The following is an 18,150-nucleotide window of genomic DNA, read 5'->3' as shown; positions in this document are numbered from 1 at the left end:
ATACGATGTGCGGACAGCAATCTGATAATATCGTTTGTGGGTTGAATTTGCATTGGATTGATTGTATAATGAACTTGATTGTTGAGAAATTAACAATAGGTTTTTTATGAAATGGATGGTCTGCCGGTCAGAAGATACTGAACCCGACAGCCGGATATGAACTTTATTTTATGAAGGAGGAATCAACGATGATTACCTGGAACAATTTGGATAAGCTTACTTCTTATCAGGAACTTGAGAAGACAGAAAGTGTAGATCTCGCAGCAGTGATGGCCGGAGAGAACGGAGCAGAGCGTGTGAAGAACTACAGCGTTCCGATGGCAGAAGGATTAGCATACAATTATGCAGCGAAGAAAGTGGATGACACAGTTCTCGCAGCTCTTGAGAAACTGGCAGAAGAAGCACAGCTGACAGAGAAGTTCGAAGCACTTTACAACGGAGAAGTTGTGAACACAGGAGAGAAGCGTCTCGTACTTCACCACATGACACGCGGACAGCTTGGAGATGCTGTTGAGGCTGACGGTGTAGACAAGCGTACTTTCTATGTAGAGCAGCAGAAGAAGATTGCTGAGTTCGCGAACAAAGTACATGCTGGTGAGATCACAAACGGTGCCGGAGAGAAGTTTACAACAGTTGTTCAGATCGGTATCGGCGGAAGTGACCTCGGTCCTCGCGCAATGTACCTTGCACTTGAGAACTGGGCAAAGAAGAATGATACATTCAAGATGGAAGCAAAGTTCATCAGCAACGTTGACCCGGATGATGCGGCAGCAGTTCTGAATTCTGTAGATGTTGCTCACTCTATCTTCGTACTTGTATCCAAGTCAGGAACAACACTTGAGACTCTGACAAATGAGTCCTTTGTAAAGGATGCTCTTAAGAATGCAGGACTTGACGCATCCAAGCATATGATCGCAGTAACAAGTGAGACTTCACCACTTGCAAAGAGTGATGATTACCTTGCAGCCTTCTTCATGGATGACTATATCGGAGGACGTTTCTCATCTACATCAGCAGTTGGCGGAGCAGTACTTTCCCTCGCATTCGGACCGGAAGTATTTGCACAGTTCCTTGAAGGAGCAGCAGCTGAGGATAAACTGTCCCTCAATAAGAATATCAAAGAGAACCCGGAGATGCTCGATGCATTGATCGGTGTATATGAGAGAAATGTACTCGGATACCCAAGCACAGCAGTACTTCCTTACTCTCAGGCACTGAGCCGTTTCCCTGCACATCTGCAGCAGCTGGATATGGAGTCTAACGGAAAATCCGTAAACCGCTTTGGTGAGCCGGTTGATTATGTAACAGGACCGGTTATCTTCGGAGAGCCTGGAACAAACGGACAGCACTCCTTCTATCAGCTCCTTCACCAGGGAACAGATATTGTGCCGCTTCAGTTCGTAGGATTCAAGAACAGCCAGATCGGTACAGATGTTGTGATTCAGGACAGCACAAGCCAGCAGAAACTCTGCGCGAACGTAGCTGCTCAGATCGTAGCATTTGCATGTGGTAAAGAAGATGAGAACCGCAACAAGAACTTCGAAGGAGGACGTCCTTCAAGCATCATTATCGGAGAGCAGTTAACACCGGCATCTCTCGGAGCACTGCTTGCTCACTTTGAGAACAAGATCATGTTCCAGGGATTCCTGTGGAATGTAAACAGCTTCGATCAGGAAGGTGTTCAGCTCGGTAAAGTCCTTGCAAAACGCGTACTTGCACATGAGACAGACGGAGCCCTGAGAGTATTCAGTGATCTTCTGAACATCTAATAGAATCATATAAGTAAAAAGTATAGGAATCGTGCTGTCGGCGGAGAGTTCTGCTGACAGCACGATCTTTTATATATTAGGAAAGTGCTTTCCTAATATATAAAAAAACGCTCCGCTTAGGATGCACACTGCGGCGTATAATGTAAGTGTCGCAAGCGACCGCCGCAGGCGCAAGAATGTGCCGAGGCACATTCTTTGTTCAAGCAGGGATTTTGTAAAAGAGAGAGGAAGCAAATGAAAAAGCGAAGGATCAAAGGAATTCAGATGATTCCATATGGACTTCTGGCCGGAGTTATGACAGAAGATTCAATAGAAGAGAGGCAAAGAGAAGTCCGCCTGACAGAGATTTCATCCGAAGGATTCCGTATCCGGCTTTGCAGGAGAGGGAAAGCAGAGGAGAACATTTATCCGAAAGCATTCAAGATCTGCTTCTATCAGATGGATCAGGCAGAGTATCGGGAGATTGAGATTCGTCATTTTCAGATAGAGGCCGGGGAACTGACAGAATTCTATCAAGCCTATGATATTTTCACAGCTCAGGAAGATTATAAAGAAGCCTTTCAGAAGCTCTGTGTCGAATACAGCCGATACATTTCGCTCAAGCTGGAAGAGGATGATGCACATCTGGCGCAAGAAATGACCGGTTATCCCGCGCAGGAAGAAGAGGAACATTTCAAGAATGAAACAGAACAAAATAAAGAGTGGTTTCAGAATGCGGAGATCTTCCGAAATCTGCCGGCAGAATTAGCAGTAGAACTGGATCATCCGAAACTATACGAACAATATCTGACCAGACCGATTGAACGGTTCATGAAAGAATACTGGCAGCAGCACGGAATTAAAGATGCGCGGATCCTGGGAAGACAACCGGACCGGTTGTATATCGGCAACCAATTCTGTCCACATCTATTTCCGAAAGAAGAACAGTTCTTTGCGCTTCTTGAGAAAGCAGATAAAGAACGGATGGAAGTGACCGTTGCCTTTTCCTTTATTCGGGAAGACAGGCTTGCACAGACAGAACAGCTGTTGACACGCCTAGATCAGTGGTGTGAACAACAGGAGACTTTCGAGGCGGAGAAGAAACGACTTGAGATTGTAGTCAATGATTGGGGACTGGCACATCTTGTGAAGCGGACAGAACATCTGATCCCGTGTCTTGGGACGCTCTTAAATAAGCGGAAGAAAGATCCAAGAATGTTCTACAAGATGGGAGATAAGACGCTGTTGGAACAGAATAATCTGAATGCAGGATTTTATCGCACCTATCTGGAAGAAAGCTTTGGAATCAGCTGTTATGAGTGGGAAAGCTGCGGTTATACACAGGAAATACCGCAAAAGATACAGAATCATCTACACGTGCCGTTCTATCAGACAAATACGTCGAGCTATTGTACACTTTGCGCTGTACTGGAACACGGTGAACGTGGAAAACAAAGGGAGAGACAAGAATGTCCGGCACCGTGTCTGGAACATAGCTTCTTCTATCCAAAGCATTTATATATGAAGGGAAAATACAACAGTCTGTTCGCATTGGATAAACATCTGCTGGATGAACCGGAGCAGTTGAAGAGAGAACTCGGAATAAAATGGAACCGCCTTGTGGTCAATCTATTGTGAAATGTGAAAAACAGAAGGATGATGGAAGAATGGAGACACAGAAAAGAAAACAGAATGAAAAAGAAAAAGCAGAGCGAAGGATGAAAATTGTTGCAGGACTTGGCTCTGTGGATGAATATATTCCATATGTCCTGGCAGGAGCAGACGAATTGTTCTGCGGATATGTGCCATATAACTGGACAAAAAAATACGGAACCGTACTTCCACTGAACCGCAGGGAAGTGCTGGCTTATAATGTGCAGCTTGGTTCTTTCAGTGAATTAGAGATCCTCTCAGCAATGATCCGGAAGTACAGAAAGCCGGTACATATCGCGATGAATTCCCTCTATTATATTCCGGAACAATATGAAGAGATTGCAGACATTGTGAAACAGTGTATGAAAATCGGATTCGACAGCTTCATCCTTGCCGATCCGGCATTGATTTTGTACCTGAGACAGAAAGGCATATCCTGTAAGATCCATCTTAGCGGTGAAGCCGGAGAAATGAACCGGGAGGCAATCAAAGTTTTCCGGGAAATGGGAATCGGCCGGATCATCTTCCACAGGAAAAATACAGTTGCATCGATGCGGCAGATGATAGAAGCTGTAAATGCAGAAAAACTGGAATTCGAGGCCTTTGCATTGAACGAATTGTGTCAGTTCACAGGAGCATTCTGCAATTCCCTTCATTGTGACGAGATGGGTTATCTGTGTAGGACGACTTACTGGGGAGATGCTGAGATGGAAGAGCGTATGGAACGAGTGAGAAAAAGAACATTGGAGATAGAAGAGCAACAAGAGCAACAATATCTCTGTGGGAAGAGTGGATGTGCTCTGTGTGCGCTGCCACAGCTGGAGGCGGCAGGGATTACCCATCTGAAACTGGTAGGACGAGGAAATTATGTGGAAGATATGATCCGGGATATTCGGAATCTGAAGGCTGCGTTGGGGGTTCTGGAGGAGAATCAAAGAGAAGAAAAAGAGACAGGGAGATATATCGATCAATTGAATAAGAAAATATTTGATGGTCAGCCGTGTGGAAATAATTGTATTTATAATCCGGGGCAGTTTCTTTGAGGTGTATGGGGAAAAAGAGAAAAGTTTGGAATAGAAAAAGAAAGCGTATTTCGTGGAGTAGATTACTCTACGAATTTTTACGGAAAGCCTTGGAAATCAATGGTTTTCAGGTGTCTGACCAAAAAATTGACGGTAAATAAATGCTGTAAAATTGTAATTATAATTAATTTTTAAATACATGTGATTATAAAAATACGAAGTGACTTAGCTAAAATAAGATAATTATTTTTAATTTTCTGATCTGATAGCTTGGAAATTGACTGACAATTGACCATAAATTTGACGGCGAATAGATAAAAATCCATTCAAAAAAGGAGATTAAAATGACGAAAGTGTCTGTTTTTCGACTTTTTTTGCTAAGAGATTGTATAAATTCATGAAATGAACGTATACACATTGACAGAAATGTTTGAAAAGAGTAGACTATATATGATAATTATACTAAGATTTGAAACAATTTAAAGAAAAAGCGTATTTCGTAGAGTAATCTACTCTACGAAATTTTTGCAAAAAGGGTGAAGGCTTATGGGAAGAAGACCAGCAGATCTGTCAGGAAGAAAGTTCGGTATGTTGACAGCCAAGTATGCGACAGAGAAAAGAGATAAACGGGGCTCCGTTTATTGGCATTGTGTCTGTGATTGCGGAAATGAAGTTGACGTGACGGCAGCAGGTCTTGTGCATGGTAATTATCATAGCTGCGGTTGTTTACAAAAGAAGAACCGTCAGGAAATTGCGCAGAGACGACATCTCGTAGACGGAACCTGTGTTGAAGTACTAGAAAAAAGAAAAAGCAGAAAAGATAACATGAGTGGTTTTCGTGGCGTTTTCCAGTTGAAGAATTGTAATCGGTATCGTGTGGATATCGGATTCAAGGGAAAACGCTATTATGTTGGTCTTTTTGATAATTATGACGAAGCGGTGCAGGCAAGACTCGCGGCAGAGAATCTGATCCACAATGGTTTCATTCAGAAATGGAAGGAATGGAATGAGAAGGAGAAGGAAGATCCAAAGTGGGGGAAGGAGCATCCGCTTGTGTTTGATGTGAAGAAAGAGGATGGGGAGATTCGGGTGAGTGTGTGATATGACACAGGGCTTATAAAAAAGAAATACTATCTGTGAAGAGCAGATGTGTACATAGATTTGGTAGTTAACAAAAATGGAGGAATACATATGAGCACAGTTACTTTAGATAATAAAACGATTTTAGTCACAGGTGCGGCCGGTTTCATAGGCTCCAACCTTGTGAAACGAATTTATCAGGAGGCTCCTTCAGCTACGGTAATTGGTATTGATAATATGAATGCCTACTACGACGTGGCACTGAAAGAATTCCGCTTGAATGAGCTGGCCAAGTATCCCACATTTACTTTTGTCAAAGGCAACATCGCTGATAAGGAACTGATTACGGAGCTGTTCGAGAAGTACAAGCCGTCTGTGGTAGTTAACCTTGCGGCACAGGCTGGTGTGCGCTACTCCATCACCAACCCGGATGCTTATGTGGAATCTAACTTGGTCGGCTTCTTTAATATCCTCGAAGCCTGCCGTCATTGTGAGAGTCTGGAGCATCTGGTTTATGCGTCTTCTTCCTCTGTCTACGGTTCTAATAAGAAAGTTCCGTATAGCACGGATGACAAGGTTGACAATCCGGTTTCCCTTTATGCAGCTACTAAGAAATCTAACGAGTTGATGGCTCATGCCTATTCGAAGCTCTATAACATTCCTTCCACTGGTCTGCGCTTCTTCACCGTATATGGTCCGGCAGGCCGCCCTGACATGGCCTACTTCGGCTTTACCAATAAGCTGGTGAAGGGCGAAACCATCAAGATCTTCAACTACGGCAACTGCAAGCGTGACTTTACTTATGTGGATGACATCGTTGAGGGCGTTGTCCGTGTGATGAAGAAGGCTCCGGACAAGAAAAACGGTGAAGATGGTCTGCCGATTCCGCCGTATGCCGTTTATAACATCGGCAATCAGAATCCAGAAAACCTGCTGGACTTCGTGCAGATTCTGAGTGAGGAGCTGGTTCGTGCAAAGGTTCTGCCGGAAGATTATGACTTCGAGGCGCACAAAGAGCTGGTTCCGATGCAGCCGGGTGATGTGCCTGTGACCTATGCAGATACCAGCGCACTGGAGCGTGACTTCGGATATAAGCCGAGCACAAGTCTGCGGACTGGTCTGAGGAACTTCGCTGAGTGGTACGCTGAGTTTTATAAATAAGAGATTAGAGGGATAAAGAAATGAGAGAGTTTAAAGATTTAAAGATTGCTGTTGCTGGAACGGGTTATGTTGGTCTTTCCATTGCTACGCTGTTATCTCAGCACCACAAGGTGACTGCTGTAGACATTATTCCTGAAAAAGTAGAACTTATCAATAATAAGAAATCTCCGATTCAGGATGAATATATCGAAAAGTATCTGGCGGAAAAGAAGTTGGATCTGACAGCAACTCTGGATGCAAAGGAAGCATACAGTGATGCTGATTTTGTAGTCATCGCGGCCCCTACAAATTACGATAGCAAGAAGAATTTCTTTGACACCAGTGCTGTGGAAGCAGTCATCAAGCTGATCATTGAGTACAATCCGGAAGCCATTATGGTTATCAAGAGTACGATTCCTGTTGGTTACACTGCAAGTGTTCGTGAGAAATTCCACTGCGACAACATCATTTTCAGCCCGGAGTTTCTGCGTGAGAGCAAGGCTCTGTACGATAATCTTTATCCTTCCCGTATCATTGTTGGTACTGATGTGGATAATGCTCGTCTGGTAAAGGCGGCACATACTTTTGCAGAACTCCTGCAGGAAGGCGCAATTAAAGAGAACATTGACACTTTGTTTATGGGCTTTACTGAGGCAGAGGCAGTTAAGCTGTTCGCCAATACCTATCTGGCACTGCGTGTCAGCTACTTCAACGAACTGGATACCTATGCTGAGATGAAGGGGCTGAACACTCAGCAGATCATCAACGGTGTTTGCCTGGATCCTCGTATTGGTACTCATTATAACAATCCGTCCTTTGGCTACGGTGGATACTGCCTGCCGAAAGACACCAAGCAGCTGCTGGCGAACTACGCCGATGTACCGGAAAACCTAATTGAGGCTATTGTTGAGAGCAATAGAACTCGTAAAGACTTCATCGCCGACCGTGTGCTGGAGATTGCTGGTGCTTATGAAGCGAATGACAGCTGGGATGAGAGCAAGGAAAAAGAAGTTGTTGTTGGTGTATACCGACTGACCATGAAGAGCAACAGTGATAACTTCCGCCAGAGCTCTATTCAGGGTGTCATGAAGCGCATCAAGGCAAAAGGTGCAACTGTGATCATCTACGAGCCGACTCTGAAAGATGGCGAGAAGTTCTTCGGTAGCGTTGTGGTTAATGATTTGGATGAGTTTAAGAAAATGAGTCAGGCCATCATCGCAAACCGCTATGATAAGTGTCTGGATGATGTGAAAGAGAAAGTTTACACCAGAGATATTTTCCAGAGAGATTAAGAAAGACGAGGGATACAGAATGAAAGGCATTATTTTAGCAGGTGGATCGGGCACTCGTCTGTATCCATTAACGAAAGTTACGAGCAAGCAGCTCCTACCTATTTTTGATAAACCGATGATTTATTATCCGATGTCCGTTCTGATGAACGCTGGCATCCGTGACATTTTGATTATTTCCACACCGCAGGATATCCCTCGCTTCGAGAACCTGCTGGGTGATGGACACCAGTTTGGTGTAAACCTGACCTATGCTGTTCAGCCTTCTCCGGATGGACTGGCACAGGCCTTTATCATTGGCGCCGATTTTATTGGAAATGATTCTGTGGCTATGGTGCTGGGTGACAACATCTTTGCCGGTCATGGCCTGAAGAAAAGATTGACTGCCGCAGTAGAGAACGCTGAGAGTGGCAAGGGTGCAACCGTGTTTGGCTACTATGTGGATGATCCGGAGCGTTTCGGTATTGTGGAGTTTGACAAGAATGGCAAGGCCATTTCTATCGAGGAAAAGCCAGAACATCCGAAAAGTAACTACTGTGTGACTGGCTTGTACTTCTATGATAATCGTGTGGTCGAGTTTGCCAAGAACCTGAAACCGTCTGCCCGTGGTGAGCTGGAGATCACTGATTTGAATCGCATCTATCTGGAGGACGGCTCCCTGAACGTGGAACTGTTAGGTCAGGGCTTCACTTGGCTGGATACAGGTACACATGAGAGCCTGGTGGATGCCACCAATTTCGTAAAGACTGTCGAGCAGCATCAGCATCGTAAGATTGCCTGCCTGGAAGAAATTGCATACCTGAACGGATGGATCAGCAAGGATGAGCTGATGGAAGTCTATGAGGTCATGAAGAAGAACCAGTATGGTCAGTACCTGAAGGATGTCATGGACGGCAAGTATCAGGAACATCTGTATTAAAAAGGGAAAGTGTAGAGGAGAATAGATCATGAATATTATTGTTACCGGCGGTGCTGGTTTTATTGGTAGTAACTTTGTATTCCATATGCTGAAGAAGTATCCGGATTACCGGATTATCTGTCTGGACAAGCTGACCTATGCAGGCAATCTGTCCACGCTGGCACCTGTTATGGACAATCCGAATTTCCGCTTCGTGAAGGCTGACATCTGTGACCGTGAAGCAGTGGACAAGCTGTTTGAAGAAGAACATCCGGATATCGTAGTGAACTTTGCGGCAGAATCTCATGTTGACCGTTCCATCGAAGATCCAGGCATCTTCCTCCAGACCAATATCATCGGTACCAGTGTGCTGATGGACGCTTGCCGCAAGTACGGTATTCAGCGTTATCATCAGGTTTCTACCGATGAGGTTTATGGTGACCTGCCGCTGGATCGTCCTGACCTGTTCTTCACCGAGGATACTCCGATCCATACCAGTTCTCCGTACAGCAGCTCCAAAGCTGCCGCTGACTTGCTGGTTCTGGCTTACCACCGCACCTACGGTCTGCCTGTGACCATTTCTCGTTGCTCCAACAACTATGGCCCGTATCACTTCCCGGAGAAGCTGATTCCGCTGATGATTGCTAACGCACTGGCTGACAAGCCGCTGCCTGTTTACGGCGAAGGCTTAAATGTCCGTGACTGGCTGTATGTAGAAGACCACTGCAAAGCTATCGACCTGATTATCCACAAGGGTCGCGTTGGTGAAGTCTATAATGTCGGCGGCCATAACGAGAAGCAGAATATCGAGATCGTGAAGATCATCTGCAAAGAACTGGGCAAGCCGGAGAGCCTGATCACACATGTTGGTGATCGTAAGGGTCACGATATGCGTTACGCCATCGATCCGACTAAAATCCACAACGAGCTGGGCTGGCTGCCGGAGACCAAGTTCGAGGACGGCATCAAGAAGACTATCCAGTGGTATCTCGATAACCGTGAGTGGTGGGAGACCATCATCAGTGGCGAGTATCAGAACTACTACGAGAAAATGTACAGTAATCGCTAACGAGGAGGAAAGAACATGAGGCTTTTTGTAACAGGCGTTGGCGGTCAGCTGGGACATGATGTGATGAACGAGCTGCTGAAGCGCGGTCATGAAGGCATTGGCTCTGATATTCAGGAAAACTACAGCGGTGTGGCTGATTGTTCTGCGGTAACAAAAGCACCGTATGTGGCTCTGGATATTACTGATAAAGATGCCGTTGAGAAAGTAATTGCAGAAGTAAATCCGGATGCCGTGATCCACTGTGCAGCGTGGACTGCTGTGGATATGGCAGAGGACGACGATAAAGTGGCGAAAGTTCGTGCCATCAATGCTGGTGGTACGCAGAACATTGCAGATGTCTGCAAGAAGCTGGACTGCAAGATGACCTATATTAGCACGGATTATGTGTTTGATGGCCAGGGCACTGTGCTTGGCAGCCGGACTGCAAGGATTACAAGCCTCTAAATGTGTACGGCCAGACGAAATTGGAAGGGGAGCTGGCAGTCAGCCAGACGCTGGAGAAGTATTTCATTGTCCGCATTGCATGGGTGTTTGGCCTGAATGGTAAGAACTTTATCAAGACCATGCTGAATGTCGGCAAGACGCACGATACTGTCCGTGTGGTCAATGACCAGATCGGCACACCGACCTATACTTATGATTTGGCTCGACTGCTTGTCGATATGAATGAGACTGATAAATACGGCTACTACCATGCCACCAACGAGGGTGGCTACATCAGCTGGTACGATTTTACGAAAGAAATCTACCGTCAGGCTGGATATAAGACGGAAGTCCTGCCGGTGACCACGGCAGAGTACGGTCTGAGCAAGGCAGCTCGTCCGTTCAACAGCCGTTTGGATAAGAGCAAGCTGGTGGAAGCTGGATTCACTCCGCTTCCGACTTGGCAGGATGCGCTGAGCCGTTACCTGAAAGAGATCGAGAAGTAAGAGGAGATAGAGAAAATGGGACAGATTAAAGTTGAGAAAAATGTAGGCGGCATCGAGGGCCTCTGTGTTATTGAGCCTGCTGTTCATGGTGATGCCCGTGGCTATTTCATGGAAACCTACAACGAAAAAGATATGAAAGAGGCTGGCATTGACATCCACTTCGTGCAGGACAATCAGTCTATGTCCACAAAGGGCGTGCTGCGTGGGCTACATTTCCAAAAGCAGTATCCGCAGTGCAAGCTGGTGCGTGCTGTGCGCGGCACTGTGTTTGATGTTGCAGTTGACCTGAGAAGTGATTCTAAGAGTTATGGCAAGTGGTATGGTGTAACCCTGTCGGCCGAGAACAAGAAGCAGTTTCTCATCCCGGAAGGTTTTGCGCATGGATTCCTGGTTCTGAGTGATGAAGCAGAGTTTTGCTACAAAGTCAACGACTTCTGGCATCCGAATGATGAGGGCGGCATGGCTTGGAATGACCCGGAAATCGGCATTGAGTGGCCGGAACTGAAAGGCGAGTACAAGGGAAACGCAAGTGCAGAGGGCTATACGCTGGAAGATGGCACTGCACTGAACCTGAGCGATAAGGACCAGAAATGGCTGGGACTGAAAGATACTTTTAAATTTTAAGAACACAGGGGTAGGAAGAATGCAGCGGGAAAACGAAGTACAACACGTATTTCTGGTAGGAGCTAAGAGCTTGGGTGCTTATGGCGGATACGAGACTTTTGTTTATAAGCTCACAGAGTACCACCAGAACAAGAAAAATATTAAATATCATGTGGCGTGTAAAGCTAACGGTGACGGCTGCATGGACGAAACAAAAGTGGATGGTGTGACCATAATCAATGATCATGAGTTTGAATTCCACAATGCACATTGTTCCAAGATAGATATTCCTCAGATTGGACCTGCACAGGCAATTTATTATGATGTTGCGGCATTGAAGGCTTGTTGCAAGTACATAAAGGAACATCGGATTAAACATCCGATCGTTTACATCATGGCTTGCCGTATCGGACCTTTTGCTGGTCACTTCTATAAAGAAATCCATAAGCTGGGTGGTATTGTGTACCTGAATCCAGACGGACACGAGTGGATGAGAGCAAAGTGGTCTGCACCGATTCGAAAATACTGGAAGATTTCTGAACAGATGATGGTTAAATACTGTGACCTTGCTATCTGTGACTCAGTGAATATCGAGAAGTATATCCACGAGTGCTATGACGGAAAAGGCATCAAGGGCAGAAATCCGAAGACCACATTTATTGCGTATGGTGCAGATCTGACCCTCAGTAAATTAGCTGATGACGATGAGAAGCTGGTGAACTGGTATAAAGAAAAAGGACTGACGAAAAAGGACTACTACCTTGTCGTCGGTCGTTTTGTACCAGAGAACTCTTTTGAAGTTATGATTCGAGAGTTCATGAAAAGCAAGAGCAAAAAGGATTTTGCTATTATCACAAATGTGAATGAGAAGTTCCTAAGTGAGCTTGAAGAAAAACTTCATTTCAAGAGCGATAAGAGAATCAAATTTGTTGGCACTGTTTATGATCAGGAGTTGCTGAAGAAGATTCGAGAGAACGCCTATGCTTATTTCCACGGACATACGGTCGGTGGTACGAATCCGTCCCTGATTGAAGCTCTTGGTAGTACAGATCTGAACCTGCTGGTTGATGTTGGTTTTAATAAAGAAGTCGCAGAAGATTGTGCACTTTATTGGAGCCGCAAGCTGGGGAGCCTTGCAAAGCTCATTGATAAGGCTGATCAGATGAGTACAGATGAAATTGCAGAGATGGGCCGGAGAGCCAAGAAGCGTGTGGCAGAAGAGTACACATGGGATAAGATCTGCGGACAGTATGAAGATGCGTTTATAAAATAAGTTGGGAGAAAAATATGAGGATTATTATAGCAAACTACCGCTATTTTATAGCTGGTGGACCAGAAAAATATATGTTTAAATTTATGGATGCGGCAGAAAAAATGGGAATTGAAGTGATTCCATTCTCTGTTAATAATCCCCAGAACGAAGAAACTCCGTACAGCAAATATTTTGCAAAACCGCGTTCAAATCAGATAATGTATGCGGACACGAAAAAATCTATTAGTAATTTGATTGGAATGGTAAGAGCTACAGTATGGAACTATGATGCGGAAAAAAGGCTTAGACATTTGATTCGTGATACTAAGCCTGATGCGGTATACATATTACACGAAGTAAATCATCTTTCACCTTCTATTATTCGAGCGGCAAGAAAAGAAAAAGTTCGTGTTGTACATAGAATTTCAGATTTTTTTATGTTTTGTCCAAAATATGATTCTTATGCGAAAATGAAATATGCGAAGCCTGCTTACACGGAGATTATAGAAAGGCAATTGAGCATAGGTGTGTAAAGGGCTCAAAAGCAGGTACACTCTTGAGAGTAATGGCAATGAAGTTGTATGCAGCTACTAAAGTATTTGATGATGTTGACCAATATATTTGTACATGTGAATTCAGTAAAAATAAGTTGATTGAAGGTGGAATTTCAAAAGATAAAGTTACCTGTGTTCCGACATTTATTGACGCAACATCAATTACGCCATGCTATGAAGATGACAAATATTTTCTGTTTCTAGGTCGAATGGCACATCAAAAGGGACCTATATACGCAATTGAAGCCATGAAGTATTTGAAAGATACAGATTATGTTTTGAAAATAACAGGTCAAATATCTGATTCTGAGGAAGATCAAAAAATTTGGAATTATATCAAAGAAAATAAACTAGAAGATAAAATAGTTTTTACTGGATTTAAACATGGAAAAGAATTACAGGAGTTGATATCTCATTCGACGTGTATTGTGTGTCCTGCAATATGGTATGAAAACATGCCGAACACAGTTATTGAAGCATATGCTTATGGAAAACCTGTGGTAGCTTCTAGGATTGGCAGTTTGGCTGAGATAGTTGAAGATAACAAAACAGGCTTGTTGTTTGAAATGAAAAACAGTAAGGATTTCTCAGATAAATTGAGAAAATTTATAGCTGAACCCACACTAAGTATGACGCTAGGAATAAACGCAAGACATAAAGTTGAGGAAGATTATGCTGTAGAGAAACACATGAATAGTGTTATAAGAATATTAGAAGGAAAGTAATATTGAGGTGAAATATATGGATTTTAAAGAGACACTCAAGGATCCTAAGAAAATCATTTTTTCATTAGGAATGAAGGGCAAACTCGGCTTTATAACCGATGAAAAATATCTAAAATTGATGTATTGGGCAAATACAGGAAAAAAACTTAATTTAGAGAATCCAGTAACATTCAATGAAAAACTTCAATGGCTAAAGTTGCATAATCAGAACCCGGAATATAGCAAAATGGTAGACAAATATGAAGCAAAGAATTGGATCACAGAAAAAATTGGAGACGAATTTATTATCCCTACGCTCGGTGTTTGGGATACTTTTGACGAAATTGACTTTGACAAATTGCCAAATCAGTTTGTTTTGAAGTGTACGCATGATTCTGGAGGTCTTGTTATTTGTAAAGATAAGAGAACATTAGATAAAGTCAAGGCAAAGAAAAAAATTGAAGCTTCACTAAAAAGAAACTACTTTTTGGTAGGAAGAGAGTATCCATATAAAGCGGTAAAACCGAGAATTATTGCAGAAAAATATATGGTTGATTCGAATCCAAAAGAAAAAGAGGAATGTCTTACAGATTATAAATTCTTCTGTTTTGATGGTCAACCTAAAATAGTGTATGTTGGAAAAGACAAATCTGAAGATCCCAGAACAGACTTCTTTAACATGAATTTTGAACATCTTCCGATAAGGATGCGTGATCCAAATGCAGATGTTGCACCAGAAAAACCTGTGATGTTTGAAAAAATGAAATCTCTTGCTGGAATATTGTCAAAAGGATGTCCTCATTTGCGAGTAGATTTCTACTTGATTAATAATCAAATTTATGTTGGTGAACTAACATTTTATCATTGCAGTGGTTTTACGGAAGTAAAACCCGATGAATGGAATAATATAATGGGGTCATGGATTGATTTGGATTGAGTTAAAGCGTATTTGTATCAATGAGGCTAAAGGAGAGTAACGATGAATGTGTTACATTTACTTGTTAAAGGAGAAGCTGGTGGAATAGAGAGTTTGTGTCGAGACTATGCTAATTATTCAAACAATAAGAATGTGTTTGCTTTCTTAAAGGGCGTAGATTCGGTGAATGCAGTAAAAATGAAGAAAAGTGGTCATACGGTTATAGAGCTTAACTATAGTTCCCAAAAAGCGATAGGAGTATGGAAGAATCTTAATAAACAAATAAAACTGTATTCAATAGATGAAATAGTTGTTCATCACGCTTCCCCGATTTTGTATTTATTTGCTTGGGGGCTTAAACTGAAGAACTCTTATTTGAAGATTGTAGCATATGCACACTGTGAAGCAGAAGATATGCTTTCTGGATCTGGAAAGCTTTCAATTAAAGATAAGATAATTGTTCATTCATTTGCAAATAGTGATAAGGTAATTGCAATTTCATCTGCCGTAAGATCTAGCCTGATAGAGTGTTTTGGATTACAGGAGAATAAAATTTGCGTTGTATACAACGGGGTAGATTTAAGCAGATTTAAACCCAATTATAACTGCGAAATGCATAATCCAATTAGACTTTTATATGTTGGAAGACTTGTAAAAGAGAAGGGTGTACAGAATATATTGTTTGCTTTATCAAAACTTTCAGAAAAAAGCGATAATTGGAGTTTTGATATTGTTGGAGCGGGAGAATATCGTAATAACTTGGAGGATTATACGAAAAAATTAGGACTAACAAAAAAAGTTCAATTTTTAGGTACAAGAGACGATATTCTAGAAATTTTAGAAAAACATGATATTTTTGTGCATATGCCTGCTTACGAAGAAGGATTTGGAATAACAATTATTGAAGCTATGGCGGCAGGACTTGTGTGTGTGTGTGCAGGAAGAGGTGGAATTCCTGAAATTATTGAAAATAACATAAGTGGAATTTTAGTATATTCAAATCAAGAACTTTGCGATGCATTGGCAGAAATTTTTATGTATAAAGATCAAGAAACACTTTGTAAAATAAGAAGAAATGCAATAAGACGAGCTGAAAATTTCGATATAAAAATTTTTTCAAAGAATTTGGATACTCAACTACTTTTAATATAGAAAATGCGTCGGGAGGGGAGAACATATGGTATCAGTCGTTGTTCCTATATATAGGGTGGAGAAATATTTAAGAAAATGTGTTGATAGTTTACTTCAACAGACCTATAAGAATATTGAAATTATATTAGTGGATGATGGATCACCAGATGCTTGTCCTGAAATATGCGATGAATTAAAGAAAACAGATGATAGAATAGTTGTCATTCATAAAAAGAATGGTGGACTGTCAGATGCTAGAAACGCTGGAATTCAGATTGCCAATGGCACTTATATTACATTTATTGATTCAGATGATTATGTCGGCATCCACTACATTGAAACACTCGTAAAAGCAATAGAAGACGGTAAGGCTTCCGTAAGTATTTGTGACTATAACAATGTCTATGACGATATGGGGATGGAAAGAGAAGAAAGCATTTGTAATATCTTCAGTAATAAGGAGTGTATCGAAAAAATTTACCATCCAATTTGTCATGGAATGGAGTTTGTTGCGTGGGGGAAATTATACAAAACAAGTTTGTTTAAGAATAATGAGATTCTGTACCCTGTAGGAAAAATACATGAAGATACTTTTACAACTTATAAATTACTGTACTATGCGGAGAAAATAGTATATGTGAATTATGTTGGCTATTTTTATCGACAGAGAGAAAATAGCATAATGTCTTCAACATTTAATATGAAAAATTTGTCAATAGTGGAAGCTACGAGAGAAGCTTGTGATTTTTTTTCTAATAATGGCGAAAAATATCTATTTGATTGTGCTGTAAATTCACACTTTAAAACTTACATTAGTACTTTTTCAGAAGTGCTGAAAAATAAAAATAGAATAGATGAATACAAACAAGTAAAAAATGATCTGCTCTTTCAATATCATGAAGACATAAAACACTATTTGGACTCTTCTGATATTGGGGCTGGACATAAACTGTTTTATAGATTGTTTGAGAAAGCTCCGGTATTAGTGGTGGAAATCAATAGAATTTTTTTGAATCGATAACAGATATAATTAGGAGAGTGAAAATGAAAGTTTCAATAATGTCAATGCAGAGAATTGCTAACTATGGTTCTTTTCTACAGGCATATGCTCTAAAAAAAACAATTGAAACATTAGGGCATCAGGTTGATTTTGCAGATTATAGAGTACAACCCTGTTTAATACAGCCACAAAAAGTAGAGCAAGGTAAAGATACCTATATAAAGGATAAGGCATTTCGGTTAATGAATGCAATTAAGTGTTTTGCATATAAGATTCCTTTTGATCAACATAAACAGTTCTATCAGAATTACTCTGGTAAATATCTTCAAATTATTGGTGTGTCTGATGAACGAAGAGAACGCCCTGATACAGATGTCTTAGTAATAGGTAGTGATGAGGTGTTCAATTGTGTCCAATCAAATCCGGATGTAGGATGCTCGATGGAGTTATTTGGAAAAGATTCAAGGGCAAAAAAAAATTATAAGTTATGCAGCATCATTTGGAAATACAGGAATCAAAGAATTAAAACGTTTTGATGTTCAAGATGAAATTGCTGAATTGTTGAAAAAATTCACAGCGATTTCGGTAAGAGATAAAAATAGTGAGGTTATTGTAAAAGAATTAGTGGGTAAGATGCCTCAGAAGCATTTGGATCCTGTCTTGATATATGATTACACAAAAGAAGTTACATCTTGTACTTGTTACATGCCATTTGAAAGGTATATGGTGGTCTATGCTTACAGTAGCAGAATAACTAAACAGGAAGGAAAGGAAATTAAACACTTTGCAAAGAAGAATGGATTGAAGCTGATTGCTATAGGCGGAGAGCATTCATTTTGTGATGTGTCAATTTATCCTAAGCCATTTGAAGTACTATCAATTATTAAGAATGCAGCGTATGTTGTGACAGATACCTTCCATGGAACTGTATTTTCGATTAAATACAATAAACAGTTTGGAACATTGATAAGAAAAGGTAATGGTGAAAAATATGGGAACTATGAAAAGTTAAACGATTTGTTGAGTACATTTAACTTAAACAATCGAGAAATAAAAACAATTAGTGATTTGGATTTTATCTTGAATTCCAAGATTGATTATAAATCAGTAAATGAAATTATTGCGGTAAATAGAATAAATGAAATTATTGCGGTAAATAGAA

The 18,150-nt window shown here is 41.6% G+C and carries 17 protein-coding genes and 1 pseudogene; all 18 read left to right on the top strand.

The features are described 5' to 3' along the window. The first annotated feature begins 188 nt into the window (after nt 1-188). The gene (locus DXB52_RS10110) at nt 189-1,769 is read left to right on the top strand and encodes a glucose-6-phosphate isomerase (protein WP_118107206.1); all 1,581 of its coding nucleotides are present in this window, start codon (nt 189-191) and stop codon (nt 1,767-1,769) included. Between the two features lie 234 nt (nt 1,770-2,003). After that, nucleotides 2,004-3,386: a hypothetical protein gene (locus DXB52_RS10105; RefSeq protein ID WP_118107204.1), complete on the top strand. Its 1,383-nt coding sequence runs from the start codon at nt 2,004-2,006 to the stop codon at nt 3,384-3,386. Then, entirely contained in the window at nt 3,383-4,444 is a 1,062-nt protein-coding gene (locus tag DXB52_RS10100) for a peptidase U32 family protein (protein ID WP_472520082.1), read from the top strand. The genes DXB52_RS10105 and DXB52_RS10100 overlap by 4 nt, the downstream gene beginning before the upstream one ends. A gap of 525 nt (nt 4,445-4,969) precedes the next feature. Then, nucleotides 4,970-5,524 (top strand): AP2 domain., encoded by a 555-nt coding sequence (locus DXB52_RS10095; protein ID WP_015529043.1) that lies wholly within the window; start codon nt 4,970-4,972, stop codon nt 5,522-5,524. A 90-nt stretch (nt 5,525-5,614) separates the two neighbouring features. Continuing rightward, nucleotides 5,615-6,664 carry an NAD-dependent epimerase/dehydratase family protein gene (locus DXB52_RS10090; RefSeq protein WP_024344867.1) on the top strand — a complete coding sequence of 350 codons (1,050 nt, stop codon included), beginning with the start codon at nt 5,615-5,617 and terminating at the stop codon, nt 6,662-6,664. Between the two features lie 20 nt (nt 6,665-6,684). After that, nucleotides 6,685-7,935 (top strand): nucleotide sugar dehydrogenase, encoded by a 1,251-nt coding sequence (locus DXB52_RS10085; RefSeq protein ID WP_118107202.1) that lies wholly within the window; start codon nt 6,685-6,687, stop codon nt 7,933-7,935. 19 nt (nt 7,936-7,954) lie between these two features. Then, nucleotides 7,955-8,851, top strand: a complete 897-nt coding sequence (gene rfbA, locus DXB52_RS10080) for a glucose-1-phosphate thymidylyltransferase RfbA (protein WP_118107199.1) — start codon at nt 7,955-7,957, stop codon at nt 8,849-8,851. A 28-nt stretch (nt 8,852-8,879) separates the two neighbouring features. Continuing rightward, the gene (gene rfbB, locus DXB52_RS10075; protein ID WP_118107197.1) at nt 8,880-9,899 is read left to right on the top strand and encodes a dTDP-glucose 4,6-dehydratase; all 1,020 of its coding nucleotides are present in this window, start codon (nt 8,880-8,882) and stop codon (nt 9,897-9,899) included. Between the two features lie 15 nt (nt 9,900-9,914). After that, nucleotides 9,915-10,828: pseudogene (gene rfbD, locus DXB52_RS10070) on the top strand (dTDP-4-dehydrorhamnose reductase). 15 nt (nt 10,829-10,843) lie between these two features. Next, a complete protein-coding gene (rfbC, locus tag DXB52_RS10065; protein WP_118107195.1) occupies nt 10,844-11,452 on the top strand; it encodes a dTDP-4-dehydrorhamnose 3,5-epimerase in 609 nt (202 codons plus the stop codon). 19 nt (nt 11,453-11,471) lie between these two features. Beyond that, nucleotides 11,472-12,704 carry a beta 1-4 rhamnosyltransferase Cps2T gene (cps2T, locus tag DXB52_RS10060; protein ID WP_118107193.1) on the top strand — a complete coding sequence of 411 codons (1,233 nt, stop codon included), beginning with the start codon at nt 11,472-11,474 and terminating at the stop codon, nt 12,702-12,704. 14 nt (nt 12,705-12,718) lie between these two features. After that, complete coding sequence (locus tag DXB52_RS10055; RefSeq protein ID WP_118107191.1) at nt 12,719-13,216, top strand: glycosyltransferase family protein; 498 nt, start codon at nt 12,719-12,721, stop codon at nt 13,214-13,216. 32 nt (nt 13,217-13,248) lie between these two features. Next, nucleotides 13,249-13,962: a glycosyltransferase family 4 protein gene (locus tag DXB52_RS10050; protein WP_118107189.1), complete on the top strand. Its 714-nt coding sequence runs from the start codon at nt 13,249-13,251 to the stop codon at nt 13,960-13,962. 16 nt (nt 13,963-13,978) lie between these two features. Further along, the gene (locus DXB52_RS10045) at nt 13,979-14,878 is read left to right on the top strand and encodes an ATP-grasp fold amidoligase family protein (protein WP_118107187.1); all 900 of its coding nucleotides are present in this window, start codon (nt 13,979-13,981) and stop codon (nt 14,876-14,878) included. A 42-nt stretch (nt 14,879-14,920) separates the two neighbouring features. Beyond that, nucleotides 14,921-16,009 (top strand): glycosyltransferase family 4 protein, encoded by a 1,089-nt coding sequence (locus tag DXB52_RS10040; RefSeq protein WP_118107185.1) that lies wholly within the window; start codon nt 14,921-14,923, stop codon nt 16,007-16,009. A gap of 25 nt (nt 16,010-16,034) precedes the next feature. Further along, nucleotides 16,035-17,009 (top strand): glycosyltransferase family 2 protein, encoded by a 975-nt coding sequence (locus DXB52_RS10035; protein WP_118107183.1) that lies wholly within the window; start codon nt 16,035-16,037, stop codon nt 17,007-17,009. A gap of 23 nt (nt 17,010-17,032) precedes the next feature. Then, entirely contained in the window at nt 17,033-17,524 is a 492-nt protein-coding gene (locus tag DXB52_RS10030) for a hypothetical protein (protein ID WP_118107180.1), read from the top strand. Then, nucleotides 17,439-18,150: polysaccharide pyruvyl transferase family protein (locus DXB52_RS10025; protein WP_147343364.1), on the top strand; the 712-nt coding region annotated here is incomplete at its 3' end. The genes DXB52_RS10030 and DXB52_RS10025, both read left to right, overlap by 86 nt.

Origin of the sequence: Ruminococcus sp. OM04-4AA, from assembly GCF_003462585.1 — a bacterium.
GTDB lineage: Bacteria > Bacillota > Clostridia > Lachnospirales > Lachnospiraceae > Mediterraneibacter > Mediterraneibacter faecis.
The sequence above is the reverse complement of the archived record's forward strand: the minus strand, read 5'-3'. Positions and strand labels throughout refer to the sequence as shown.

What these genes read in the sequence shown, in the direction of transcription:
- DXB52_RS10110 (WP_118107206.1), top strand. Translation starts at nt 189, where the DNA reads ATGATTACCTGGAACAATTTGGATAAGCTTACTTCTTATCAGGAACTT.
- DXB52_RS10105 (WP_118107204.1), top strand. Translation starts at nt 2,004, where the DNA reads ATGAAAAAGCGAAGGATCAAAGGAATTCAGATGATTCCATATGGACTT.
- DXB52_RS10095 (WP_015529043.1), top strand. Translation starts at nt 4,970, where the DNA reads ATGGGAAGAAGACCAGCAGATCTGTCAGGAAGAAAGTTCGGTATGTTG.
- DXB52_RS10090 (WP_024344867.1), top strand. Translation starts at nt 5,615, where the DNA reads ATGAGCACAGTTACTTTAGATAATAAAACGATTTTAGTCACAGGTGCG.
- DXB52_RS10085 (WP_118107202.1), top strand. Translation starts at nt 6,685, where the DNA reads ATGAGAGAGTTTAAAGATTTAAAGATTGCTGTTGCTGGAACGGGTTAT.
- rfbA (WP_118107199.1), top strand. Translation starts at nt 7,955, where the DNA reads ATGAAAGGCATTATTTTAGCAGGTGGATCGGGCACTCGTCTGTATCCA.
- rfbB (WP_118107197.1), top strand. Translation starts at nt 8,880, where the DNA reads ATGAATATTATTGTTACCGGCGGTGCTGGTTTTATTGGTAGTAACTTT.
- rfbC (WP_118107195.1), top strand. Translation starts at nt 10,844, where the DNA reads ATGGGACAGATTAAAGTTGAGAAAAATGTAGGCGGCATCGAGGGCCTC.
- cps2T (WP_118107193.1), top strand. Translation starts at nt 11,472, where the DNA reads ATGCAGCGGGAAAACGAAGTACAACACGTATTTCTGGTAGGAGCTAAG.
- DXB52_RS10055 (WP_118107191.1), top strand. Translation starts at nt 12,719, where the DNA reads ATGAGGATTATTATAGCAAACTACCGCTATTTTATAGCTGGTGGACCA.
- DXB52_RS10050 (WP_118107189.1), top strand. Translation starts at nt 13,249, where the DNA reads ATGGCAATGAAGTTGTATGCAGCTACTAAAGTATTTGATGATGTTGAC.
- DXB52_RS10045 (WP_118107187.1), top strand. Translation starts at nt 13,979, where the DNA reads ATGGATTTTAAAGAGACACTCAAGGATCCTAAGAAAATCATTTTTTCA.
- DXB52_RS10040 (WP_118107185.1), top strand. Translation starts at nt 14,921, where the DNA reads ATGAATGTGTTACATTTACTTGTTAAAGGAGAAGCTGGTGGAATAGAG.
- DXB52_RS10035 (WP_118107183.1), top strand. Translation starts at nt 16,035, where the DNA reads ATGGTATCAGTCGTTGTTCCTATATATAGGGTGGAGAAATATTTAAGA.
- DXB52_RS10030 (WP_118107180.1), top strand. Translation starts at nt 17,033, where the DNA reads ATGAAAGTTTCAATAATGTCAATGCAGAGAATTGCTAACTATGGTTCT.